The organism is Streptomyces sp. NPDC021096, assembly GCF_040641275.1.
Lineage (GTDB): Bacteria > Actinomycetota > Actinomycetes > Streptomycetales > Streptomycetaceae > Streptomyces.
On sequence record NZ_JBFADG010000003.1, the window covers coordinates 303,573 to 315,512 of the forward strand.

The following is an 11,940-nucleotide window of genomic DNA, read 5'->3' on the forward strand; positions in this document are numbered from 1 at the left end:
TCACGCGGCCGGGTCGTCGAGGTCCAGGCCGAGCATCCGGATGGCGTTGCCGCGCATGAGCTTGTAGGTGGTCTCGTCGTCCAGGCCCCGCACATGCTCGAGGGCGACGCGCTTGGTGTGGGGGAAGGTGGAGTCCACGTGCGGGTAGTCGGTCTCGAAGGTGGCGTTGTCGCGGCCCACCGCATCGAGTGAGGCGATGCCGTGTTTGTCGCGGAAGAAGCAGCAGAAGATCTGCCGGTAGTAGTAGGTGGAGGGCGGTTCGGGGATGACGTCGCGCACCCCGCCCCAGGCACGGTGCTCCCGCCAGACGTCGTCCGCGCGTTCCAGGGCGTACGGGATCCAGCCCATCTGCCCCTCGCTGTAGGCGAGGGTGAGGCGGGGGAAGCGTACGAGGACGCCGCTGAAGAGGAAGTCCGACATCGAGGCCATGGCGTTGTTGAAGGACAGGGTCGCCTGGACGGCGGGTGGGGCGTCGGGAGAGGCGGCGGGCATCTGCGAGGAGGAGCCGATGTGCATGTTGACGACCGTCCGCGTGTCCTGGCAGACGGCGAAGAGGGGGTCCCAGTAGCCGGTGTGGATGCTGGGCAGGCCCAGGTGGGTGGGCAGCTCGCTGAAGGTCATGGCCCGTACCCCGCGCGCGGCGTTGCGCTCGATCTCCGCTACGGCGAGGTCGATGTCCCAGAGCGGGATGATGCACAGCGGGATCAGCCGGCCGCCGCTGTCGCCGCACCACTCCTCGACCATCCAGTCGTTGTAGGCCCGCACACAGGCGAGGGCGACCTCCTTGTCGTGCGCCTCCGCGAAGGTCTGTCCGCAGAACCGGGGGAACGTCGGGAAGCACAGGGAGGCCTCGACGTGATTGAGGTCCATGTCCTTCAGGCGCGCGGCCGGGTCCCAGCAGCCGCGGCGCATCTCGGCCCGGGTGATGCCCTCCAGGGTCATGTCGTCCCGGTGGAAGCCGACCGCCGCGATGTTGCGCTTGTACGGGAACCGCAGGTCCTCGTAGATCCACCAGTCGGCGGGCGGGCCGTCCGGATCCATGGTGATGCGGTACTTCCCGCCGACGTACGCCAGCTCGCCGATGCCGGTGGTCAGGGGGCGGGGGCCGCGGTCGCGGTACTTGGCGGGCAGCCAGGTCTCGAAGAGGTGGGCGGGCTCGATCACGTGGTCGTCGACACTGACGATGCGCGGCAGGTCCATGGGGCTCCCTCGCTATTCTGACGACCCGTCAGTTCATTGAGGAGGCTAGCCCCGGCCCCCTGGACCGACAAGCACGCCGGGCCTACGCTCCCGCAGCACATGACACATCGTCAGCTTGCAGGGGGACCGCCATGCAGCCCGCCACCGTCTCCGGGGAACCGGCCCGCTCGCGCACCCTGTGGGAGCTCCTCGAACGCCGGGCGGCCCTCACACCGGACTCCCCCGCGCTCATCCAGGCCGACGAACCCGCCGGGCCGGGCGGCGCCGACCGCCGGGTGACCTTCGCCGAGCTGCACGGACGGGCCGAGCGGGTGGCCGCCTGGCTGCACACCCTCGGCGTCCGGCCCGGCAGCCGGGTCGCCTGGCAGCTGCCCACCCGCATCGAGACCGTCGTCCTGGCCCTCGCCCTGGCCCGCCTGGGGGCCGTCCAGACACCCCTGATCCCCCACTACCGCGACCGCGAAGTCGGCCACGTGCTGCGGGCCACCGAGGCCGGGTTCTTCGCCGTACCGGGCGTCTGGCGGGGCTTCGACCACACCGCCATGGCCCATCGACTCGCCCGGACCCTGCCCCACCCGCCCCTGGTGTTCCCGGCGTACGACGCCCTTCCGGAGGGGGATCCCGCCGGACTTCCGCCCGCACCGGCCGACGGCACGGCCGTGCGCTGGGTCTACTGGACGTCCGGCACGACGTCCGACCCCAAGGGCGCCCTGCACACCGACCGCAGCCTCATCGCCGCCGGTGCGTGCCTCGCCGAGGCGCTCGGCCTGACGCCCGGCGACGTCGGCTCCATGGCCTTCCCGTACGCGCACGTGGCCGGGCCCGACTACACCGTGATGGCCCTGCTGTGCGGCTTCCCGGCGGTGCTCCTGGAGCACTTCACGCTGCCGGGTTCGCTCGAGGCCTACCGGCGGCACGGCGTGACCGTCGCGGGCGGGTCCACCGCCTTCTACGCGATGTTCCTCGCCGAGCAGCGCAAGGACCCCGCCCGCAGGCTCCTCCCGGCGCTCCGGCTCATGGCGGGCGGCGGAGCGCCCAAGCCGCCAGAGCTCTACTACGAGGTCGTCCAGGAACTGGGGTGCCGGCTCACCCACGGCTACGGCATGACCGAGGCGCCCATGATCACCATGGGGTCTCCGGAGGATCCGCAGGAGAAGCTGGCCGGCACCGAGGGCAGACCCGCGGCGGGCATGGAGATACGCGTCGTGGGAGCGGACGGCCGGCCCGTCCCGGCCGGCACGGACGGGGAGATACGGCTGCGCGGCGAAGCGGTGTGCCGGGGCTACCTCGACCCGGCCCAGACCGCCGAGGCGTTCGACACGGACGGCTTCCTCATCACCGGCGACCTCGGCCATCTCACCGAGGACGGCTATCTGGTGCTCACCGGGCGCATGAAGGACGTCATCATCCGCAAGGGAGAGAACATCTCCGCGCAGGAGATCGAACAGCTGCTCTACGGGCACCCGGGTGTCGAGGACGCGGCCGTCATCGGCCTCCCCGACGCCGCCCGCGGGGAGCGGGTGTGCGCGGTGGTCCAGCAGCCCGCCGGAGCCGTGGCACTGACCCTTGACACCGTGACGGCCCATCTGCGGAACGCGGGACTGGCCGTGCACAAACTGCCCGAGCAGCTGGAGCTGGTCGACGCGCTGCCGCGCAATGACACGCTCCGCAAGGTACTGAAGTACAAGCTGCGCGAACGCTTCTCCGACTGATCAGCCGGCTCAGCCGTGCGTCCGGTAGGTGGCCGTGGCCTGCTCGAAGAAGCGGTCCACCGAGCGCTGTTCGTTCATCGGACCGCGCACCTGGATGAGGTGGTAGCGACCGCCGAGGATCATCGCCGCGTTGCGGACATACAGCTGGCGACCGCTGCTGTCGTTCCAGTGGAACGTGCCCTCCGCCGTCGCCGTACCGCCGACGTCGGTGCGGCGCAGGCCGGAGGCGCCCGACCAGGAGGAGGTGCGGTACGAGGCCAGTTCGGGCTCCTTGTCCTGCTGGTAGGCCATCGGGTCGCTACCGAACTCCGCGGTCTTGTCGCGGCCCGGGACCACGATCAGTTCGTAGTCGCCGCCGACGTAGACGACCTGGCCGCGGTCGTTCTCGCCGCGGCGCTGCCAGTCCTCGGCGACGGCGACAGTGAAGCCCTTGGCGTCCTTGCGGGAGACGAACCCCTTGGCGTCGCCCTTCGCGTCACCCTTGCCGTCCCCCCTGGCATCGCCGCGCTCCTCCACCCGGTCGGTCTGCGCGCCGGTGGCGGCGGTCTGGCCCACCCTGCCGTTGGAGCCCGGGTTGTTGGGTGCCGCGCTCAGCGCCCCCGCGGAGCCCGTACGGTCCGACGGCGTCCGGCCGGCGCTCTCCTCCGCGCCCGGCATGAACAGCAGGGCGTACAGCACGGCCCCGATCAGGGCGAGCAGGATCAGACCGAGGAGCAGTCGGCCCAGGCGCTGCGGGGCGGGCGCCGTGGCGACGCGCTGCTCCTGCAGATGTCCCGTGCTGTGGAAGCCGGTCTGCTCATGGGCCTGGGGCGCCCTGCCGCGTTCCCTGACCGGCTTCTTGTGCCGCCCATGGCCGACTGCCGCCGCCGGTTCGGCGAACGCGGCGGAGGAGGCGGAGGTGCGGGCGCGACGGCGGCGGACCAGTTCGCCGCGCCGGCGGATGACGGGCAGCCGGCGCGGGTCGGCAGGGGCGGGGGCCCCGATCGAGGGCACGGTGACCGTACGGCTGCCGATGTCCGGCTCCGGCGCGGACCGGATCAGTGAGCGCAGCCAGCCGCGGAGCTCCTCGAATTCCGGGCGCTCGGTCGGGTCCTTGCGCATCAGCGATTCGACGACGGGCCGCAGCGCGCCGCATTCCTCGGCGTAGGCGGGCGGTTCGGCGCAGACGACCTGGACCAGCTCGGCCGTGCTGTCCTCCGGGTAGGGGGCGTGCCCCTGCACCACGCGGAAGAGCAGCGCACCCAGCGCCCACAGGTCGGCCGCGGGGCCCACGGGGGGTGCGAGCTGCCAGTTCTCCTGCACGGGCCAGGCCTGCTCGGGGGCCCAGCGCTCGGTGACGGCGCCCACCACGACCATGCGGGCCTGCCGGGCGCGTTCGGCGGCGACGGCGCTGCCGGGGCCGCCCGTCTGCGCCCAGCCGCCCGAGGGGTCGCCGGCCGCGGGCGCCGTGCCGGCGTCGGCCTTCCGCTCGCCCTGGGCGGGGGGAGCGCTCTGCGGTGCGGCAGCGCCCTGGCCCGCCGCACGGCCCGGGGCGGCGCCGGTCATCAGGGCGTCCGCGCTCCACGGCGGAGTGGAGCCGGGCGCCGGTGCGGTGCCGCTGGCGGCGCTGCCGCCGCCCCAGGTGGACGCCCCGGCCGGGGGGCGGGGTTTGGCGTCGGCCGCCACGCGCGCGGCGGCGGCACGGGCGGCCGCGTGGTAGGCGGCGATCGCCCCGGACCGCACCGCTCTCGGGTTCCGCGTTCCGCTCTGCTCGGTCGCGCCGGCGGTGTCCGGGCGTACGAACCCGCCCGCGGGGCCCTGGTCGCGGTACGCGGGACCGCCCTGTGCCGGCACGCCGGCCCCCCGCGCCGCAGGGCCGCCGGCAGCACCGGTGGCACCGGCGCCGCCACCCGCAGCCCGTGGCCCGGGAACATGCCCCGCGCCCGAAGCCCCAGGAGCCCCCGGAGCCCCAGCGCCTCCCGAAGCACCCGAAGCCCCCGGAGCCGCGGGCACCGGGTCGTATCCGCACAGCGCCTCCTCCGCCGCGCCGGCGGCCAGGCCCGTGAGGATGGCGCGGCCGTCGTCGCAGATGAGGACCGTGCGGGCGGTGATGTTGCGGTGGGTCCAGCCCTGGGAGTGGAGGGCGCGCAGGGCGGTGAGGACGTCCGCGGCCACCTCGGCGGCACGGTGGGGGGAGAGGGTGCGCTCGGCGAGGAGCGCGGCGAGCGGGCGGGCGGAGACGAGTTCGCTGACGATCCAGAGGCTGCCCGCCTCGGCGAAGACGTGGAAGACCTGGTCGAGCCGGGGGTGGTCGGGCACCTGCGCGGCGGCCGTCGCGGCCACCAGCGCACGCCGCACGGCCGGGTCGCCGGCGCCCTGGCCCGTACGCCCCGCGCCACCGCCCATGGCTCTGCCACCCGCGGCGGACCCGCCCGCCGCCCCGCTCCCGGACGCGCTCCCGGCCCCGGACCCCGCCCCGGATCCGGCGACGGCTCCCCGCGCCGCGTCGTCGCCCAGGACCTCGGCGTCCACGACCTCCGGCAGCGGGATCTGACGGACCAGGACCTCCTGGCCGCTGTACGTGTCGAAGGCCCGGGTCTCCACGAGCTCGAAGGCGTCCGACGGGGGCAACGGCAGGCGGTAACGGTCGGCGAGCACCCGGCCCGCGTAGTCGTCCACGACGCCTCCCCAATCGTGCGATCCGACCCATCGTGCGATGCAGCACCATTGCCCCGAACAACCATCAAAGCCGGTCGTTCGACTGCTTATTGCGGTTGCTTACCGTCCACGACGACTCACGATACGTGCCGAACCCGCCCCTTCGGGCCCGTACGGCTCAGTACGTCCCCAGCACGCCGCCCGTTATGCACCTGAAGTGGAGCGCGGGCCGGTCCGGCGCGCGCCGTTCGCGTCAGTGTGCGCGGGGAAAGCCGTCCGGGGCGTCGAAGACGGACGTGCTCACGACCTCGGCCTTCTTGTGCGAAGGGGACGAACCGCTCTTGCCGTCCTTCTCGTCGCCGCCCAGGGACAGGGCGAGCACGGTGCCGATGACGGCCAGGACGACGACGACCGCCGCGATGAGCAGCACGCGGCGCGGCACGACGTCCGTGATGGACGCCCGGCCGTAGGTGCCGGTCCGCGAACCGGCGCGGCCCCGGGCGTTGGCGGCGACACTGCCCACCCGCAGCTTCACCTGCTGCGCGGAGACGTCCGACTGAGCGGTGGCCGACCCCGGGGTGTCGTCCCGCAGGGGCCTGAAGGCACCCGGCGTCCGCTGCGTGGCCGAACGGCCGTCGCCCGCACGCGAGCCCCTGGCCGAAGCCGCCGAAGCGGAGGAGCGCGAGGAGGACGAGGACGCCGCGGCGTCCGAGGACGACGACCGGCCGCCGTAGCCGTAGCCGCTCCTCTTCGCCTTGGACGAAGAGGACGAAGAAGACGGGGAAGAGGCGGCCGACGGCGCCGGGCGGGTCGGCTTCTCGGGTATCGACGGGATGGCGAGCGCCTGGGTCGCGTCCAGGTCCGGGGTGGGCGCGGGCGGCTGGGGCAGCCGCTCGTCCGGGGCGTTGACGGCGTTCGTCAGCAGGGCCCGCGCACCGGCCTCGTCGAGCCGCTTCTGCGGGTCCTTGGCGAGCAGCCCGTACATGACGCCCTCCAGCGGACCGGCGTTCCGCGGCGGCCCGAGGGGCTCGGTCATGACGGCCGTGAGGGTCGCTATGGCCGACCCCTTGTCGTACGGAGGGGCGCCCTCGACGGCGGCGTAGAGCAGGCCGCCCAGGGACCACAGGTCCGCAGGGGGGCCGGGCTTCTGGCCCCGCGCCCGCTCGGGGGATATGTACGAGGGGGCGCCGACGAGCATGCCCGTCGAGGTGACCGACGGGTCGCCCTCGACCTGGGCGATGCCGAAGTCGGTCAGGACGACGCGGCCGTCGTCCGCGATGAGCACGTTGGACGGCTTCACGTCGCGGTGCAGGATGCCCTCGCGGTGGGCGGCGCTCAGGACGTCGAGGACGGCCACGCCGACCTCGGCGGCTCTGCGCCACTTCAGCGGCCCGTCCTCGCGGATGACGTCGGCCAGCGAGCGGCCCTCGATGAGCTCCATGACGATCCACGGACGGTCGTCCTCGTGCACGACGTCGTAGACCGTGACCGCACCGGCGCTGCGGATGCGGGCGATGGCCTTCGCCTCACGCAGCGTCCGCGTGATCAGGCGGCGCTTCTCGTCCTCGTCGATGTTGGCCGGGAAGCGCAGCTCCTTCACCGCGACCACACGGCCCAGCGTCTCGTCCGTCGCCCGGTGGACCGTGCCCATGCCACCGCGCCCGAGGACATCCCCGAGGCGGTAGCGCCCGGCGAGGAGGCGCCCTGTCGTGCCCTGCGTCTGCTCCGCCTCCGACATGCGTCCCCTCATGGCAATCAGCTCTGCGACCAACCGACCCTGGCAGAGCGACCATTGTCTCTCATCCGCAGACCAGCGGAAGGCCAGGGTCCGAGAGGCCATGGATGATGGGCGCATGCCGACGTGCGCCGCCTTCCCGCGCCTCACCGCGACCATAGCCGCGCTGAGCTGCGCCGTAGCGGCGTCGGTGACCTCGGGATGCGGCGGCGTCGCCACCCGCTCCCCTCTACAGGACCTGGTTTCGCGACGGACGGTTCCCGGTGCCGCCGAGCTGTCACAAGATGCTCATGGGGAGGTCCGGTTCGCCGCGGCCGGCGTGTCGGACCTGCGGACCGGGCGCGGCATCGGGCTCACGGACCGTTTCCGGGCCGGGAGTGTCACCAAGACGGTCGTCGCCACGGTCACCCTCCAGCTGGCGGCCGAACACCGGCTGAACGTGGACGATCCGGTCACCGAGCACCTGCCGCCGGGCACCGCGGCCACCCTGGCGCGGGCCCGGTACGGCCGTTCCGTCACGGTCCGCCAACTCCTCACCCACACCAGCGGCCTGTTCTCCTACACCGACGACGGGACCTTCCGCCGCGACTTCTTCGGCCGGGGCTTCGCCGCCCACCGCTTCGTGTCCCACTCCCCGGAGGCGCTGGTACGGACCGCCCTCGCGCACCCGCCGTACGCGCCGCCCGGGGCGCGCTACCGCTACTCCAACACCGACTACCTCCTGCTCGGCATGGTCATCCGTCAGGTCACGGGCCACTCCTACGCCGTCGAGGCCCTCCGCCGCGTCATCGCCCCGTTGCGCCTGTCCGGCACCAGCTTCCCCGGCACCCGCACCACGCTGCCCTCCCCGCACGGCCGGGCCTACAGCGCGTCAGGGCCGGGCCCCGCCGGCGACGTCACCGAGCTCAACCCGTCCGCCGCCGGCGCGGCCGGCGAGATGATCTCCACCCTCCCCGACCTCAACCACTTCTTCCAGGCCCTGCTCTCGGGAGCGCTGCTGCCCCCGTCCCAGCTGCGCGCCATGCTGGACACCCGGGCCACCGGAGGCCGCTACGGCATGGGCGTGTTCCCCGTACGGCTGCCCTGCCGCCGCACGGTGTGGGGCCACAACGGCGAGATCAACGGCTCGTACGTCCAGACGCTCGCCACCGCCGACGGCCGGCACCTGGTCAGCTACCGCGTCAACAGCGACTCCCGCCTCCCGCCGCAGACGGAAGCCAGACTCCTGCGCGAGGAGTTCTGCGACTGACCCGGCGATACCGACCCGGCGATCCGGTCGTCGTACCAGTCCCGTCCTACCAGTCCCGTCGTACCGGTCGTCGTCACGGTCAGATCGGCTGGATCTCCGGCGCTCCCAGCCGCGCCGCGTCCGCCGTCAGGTCGTCGGGCTGCCGCTGGGACTCGCGCTCCGCCTCCACGCGCTTCTCGTAGTGCTCGACCTCCTTGTCGACCTGCGCCGGGTCCCAGCCCAGTACGGGCGCGATCAGCGCGGCGGCCTCACGGGCGCTGCGCGTGCCCCGGTCGAAGGTCTCGATCGAGATCCGGGTGCGCCGCGTGAGCACGTCGTCCAGATGGCGCGCGCCCTCGTGCGAGGCGGCGTAGACGACCTCCGCCCGCAGATAGTCCTCCGCGCCGGCCAGCGGCTCGCCCATCGCCGGATCGGCGGTGACGTAGGAGAGCACCTCGTCCACCAGCGAGCCGTACCGGTTGAGCAGGTGTTCGACACGCGCCACGTGCAGTCCCGTGCGCAGGGCGATCTGCGCCCGCCCGTTCCACAGCGCACGGTAGCCCTCCGCGCCCACCAGCGGCACGTCCTCCGTCACGCACTCGGCCACGCGCTGGGAGAGGCCGTGCACCGCCTCGTCCACCGCGTCCTTCGCCATCACCCGGTACGTGGTGTACTTGCCGCCCGCCACGACCACCAGCCCCGGCACCGGGTGCGCCACGGTGTGCTCGCGGGAGAGCTTGCTGGTGGCGTCCGACTCGCCGGCCAGCAGCGGGCGCAGCCCGGCGTACACGCCCTGGACGTCGTCGCGCGTGAGCGGCACCGCGAGCACGGAGTTGACGTGCTCCAGCAGATAGTCGATGTCCGCGCTGGACGCGGCCGGGTGGGCCTTGTCCAGGTCCCAGTCCGTGTCCGTGGTGCCGATGATCCAGTGCCTGCCCCAGGGGATCACGAAGAGCACGCTCTTCTCGGTGCGCAGGATCAGCCCGGTCGTGGAGTGGATGCGGTCCTTCGGCACGACCAGGTGGATGCCCTTCGAGGCCCGTACGTGGAACTGGCCGCGCTCGGCGATGAGCTGTTGGGTGTCGTCCGTCCACACCCCCGTGGCGTTGACGACCTGCCGGGCCCGGACCTCGAACTCGCCGCCCTGTTCGAGGTCGCGCACCCGGGCGCCGACCACGCGCTCGCCCTCGCGCAGGAAGCCGACGACGCGGGCCCGGTTGGCGACGTCCGCGCCGTAGGCGGCGGCGGTGCGCACGAGGGTGGTGACGTAGCGGGCGTCGTCCATCTGGGCGTCGTAGTACTGCAGGGCGCCGATCAGCGCGTCCTTGCGCAGGCAGGGCGCGACGCGCAGCGCCCTCTTGCGGGTGAGGTGACGGTGCGTGGGCAGGCCGCGGCCGTGGCCGGAGGAGACGGACATGGCGTCGTAGAGGGCCACGCCGGAGCCGGCGTAGAGGCGCTCCCAGCCTCTGTGCTGCAGCGGATAGAGGAAGGGCACCGGCTTCACCAGGTGCGGGGCGAGCCGTTCCAGCAGCAGCCCGCGCTCCTTGAGGGCCTCGCGCACCAGGGCGAAGTCGAGCATCTCCAGATAGCGCAGCCCGCCGTGGATGAGCTTGCTGGACCGGCTGGACGTGCCGGCCGCCCAGTCCCGCGCCTCGACGAGCCCGGTCGCCAGCCCGCGCGTGGCCGCGTCCAGCGCGGTGCCCGCGCCGACCACTCCGCCGCCGACCACCAGGATGTCCAGTTCCCGCTCCGCCATCCGGGCGAGCGCCGCTCCGCGCTCGGCCGGCCCGAGTGTCGCTGTCCTCACCACTGCCTCCCGCCTGGCCGCTCTCGCCGCCGTTGCCGGTGAACCACTGTCGCCGGTGTGCCGCCGGTCCCTTCCCGCCCGGCCGTGCCCGCACCGCACCGGCGTCGCGCCCTACGCCGTACCGGTGCCGCGCCGGGCGGGCACCCGTTCCCCTTCGATGCTGCCCCAGATCCGCCGCTTCGGCCGCGCCGGAGCCCACCGGGGCCCCGCCGGAAGGCAGGCCACGCCGAGGCAATACCGGATATCAGTCATATATCCGCCTAACCTGATGTAACGGCCGATCCCCGCCGGAATCCCCTCCGGGAAGGACCGCATCCCGTCATGCCCGCAGATCTCGCCGTCATCGGCCTCGGCCACCTCGGGCTCCCCCTCGCCCAGGCCGCCACCGCCGCCGCCATCCCCACCGTCGGCTACGACCCCGACCCGCGCACCATCGCCGACCTGCGCGCCGGGCGGCTGCCCTCCGAGGGCGCCGACGGCTGTCTCACCGCCGCCGGGATCCGCCGCATGCTCTCCGCCGGCTTCCGCGCCACGACCGAGGACGCCGAGCTCGGCCGGGTCCGTACGGCCGTGATCTGCGCCCCCACCCGGTTGGGCGAGGACCGGGCCCTGGACCTGAGCGCCATCGCCGAGGCCGCCCGCACCCTCGCGCCCCGGCTCCGCCCGCACACCACGGTGCTGCTGGAGTCCGCCGTCTACCCCGGCACCACGGAGGAGTTCCTGCGCCCCCTCCTCGAATCGGGCTCCGGACTGCGCGCCGGGCAGGACTTCCACCTCGCCTACTCCCCCAGCCGCTTCGACCCCGGCAACCGCCAGCACGCCTACGCCAACACCCCGAAGGTCATCGGCGGCCTCACCCCCGCCTGCACCGAGGCCGCGGCCGCCTTCTACGGGCGCGTCTGCGAACGGGTCGTCCGCGCCCGGGGCCCCCGCGAGGCGGAGGCGGTCAAGGTCCTGGAGACCAACTACCGGCACGTCAACATCGCGCTCGCCAACGAGATGGCGGTCTTCTGCCACGACATCGGCGTCGACCTCTGGGACGTCGTGCGCTGTGCCGAGACCAAACCGTTCGGCTTCCAGGCCTTCCGCCCGGGACCGGGCGTGGGCGGCCACGGGGTGCCCATCGACCCCAACTACCTCTCCTACAAGGGCCGCAGCCTCGGCTATCCGCTGCGCATGGTGGAACTGGCGCAGGAGGTCAACGGACGGATGCCGCGCTACGTCATCCAGCGCTGCGCCGCGCTCCTCAACGAACACGGCAAGTCGGCACGCGGCGCCCGCGTGCTGCTGCTGGGCGTCAGCTACAAGCCCGACCTGGGCGACCAGGAGGGCTCACCCGCCCGCGAGATCGCCTCCCGGCTGATGGAGATGGGCGCCCAGCTCACGTACCACGACCCCTACGTCCCCCAGTGGCGCGTCCTGGGCCACCCCGTGCCCCGCGCCGACTGCCCCCACGAGGCCGCGGCCGCCGCGGATCTGACGGTGCTTCTCCAGCACCACCGCAAGTACGACCTGCAGGGGCTCTCGGTCAAGGCCCAGCTGCTGCTGGACACCCGCGGGGCGAGCCCGGCGGGAGCGGCGCACCGTCTCTAGCGCACCGCTTCCCGCACCCACCCCACGG

The 11,940-nt window shown here is 73.4% G+C and carries 6 protein-coding genes and 1 pseudogene; 3 read left to right on the forward strand and 4 right to left on the reverse strand.

Annotated features, from left to right (window positions below):
* On the reverse strand, nucleotides 1–1,200 hold the full coding sequence (locus AB0G59_RS07740) for an amidohydrolase family protein (RefSeq protein WP_360909124.1): 1,200 nt from the start codon (nucleotides 1,198–1,200) through the stop codon (nucleotides 1–3).
* 131 nt (nucleotides 1,201–1,331) lie between these two features.
* On the opposite strand from AB0G59_RS07740, the gene AB0G59_RS07745 reads away from it, so the two are divergent.
* A complete protein-coding gene (locus AB0G59_RS07745; protein ID WP_360909126.1) occupies nucleotides 1,332–2,912 on the forward strand; it encodes an AMP-binding protein in 1,581 nt (526 codons plus the stop codon).
* A 9-nt stretch (nucleotides 2,913–2,921) separates the two neighbouring features.
* On the opposite strand, the gene AB0G59_RS07750 is transcribed toward AB0G59_RS07745, so the two are convergent.
* Together AB0G59_RS07750 and AB0G59_RS07755 are read right to left on the reverse strand one after the other, a co-directional pair.
* A complete protein-coding gene (locus AB0G59_RS07750) occupies nucleotides 2,922–5,570 on the reverse strand; it encodes a protein kinase (RefSeq protein WP_360909128.1) in 2,649 nt (882 codons plus the stop codon).
* A 325-nt stretch (nucleotides 5,571–5,895) separates the two neighbouring features.
* A pseudogene (locus AB0G59_RS07755) lies at nucleotides 5,896–7,287 on the reverse strand (serine/threonine-protein kinase); the annotation flags it as partial.
* Nucleotides 7,288–7,402: 115 nt separating this feature from the next.
* Here AB0G59_RS07755 and AB0G59_RS07760 point away from each other — a divergent pair.
* Nucleotides 7,403–8,533: a serine hydrolase domain-containing protein gene (locus tag AB0G59_RS07760; RefSeq protein WP_360909130.1), complete on the forward strand. Its 1,131-nt coding sequence runs from the start codon at nucleotides 7,403–7,405 to the stop codon at nucleotides 8,531–8,533.
* Nucleotides 8,534–8,612: 79 nt separating this feature from the next.
* Here AB0G59_RS07760 and AB0G59_RS07765 read toward each other — a convergent pair whose 3' ends face one another.
* Entirely contained in the window at nucleotides 8,613–10,319 is a 1,707-nt protein-coding gene (locus tag AB0G59_RS07765; protein WP_360909132.1) for a glycerol-3-phosphate dehydrogenase/oxidase, read from the reverse strand.
* 321 nt (nucleotides 10,320–10,640) lie between these two features.
* Here AB0G59_RS07765 and AB0G59_RS07770 point away from each other — a divergent pair, with 321 nt between their 5' ends.
* Nucleotides 10,641–11,912, forward strand: coding sequence for a nucleotide sugar dehydrogenase (locus AB0G59_RS07770; RefSeq protein ID WP_360909134.1), 1,272 nt, complete (start codon nucleotides 10,641–10,643; stop codon nucleotides 11,910–11,912).
* The last annotated feature ends 28 nt before the right edge of the window (nucleotides 11,913–11,940 follow it).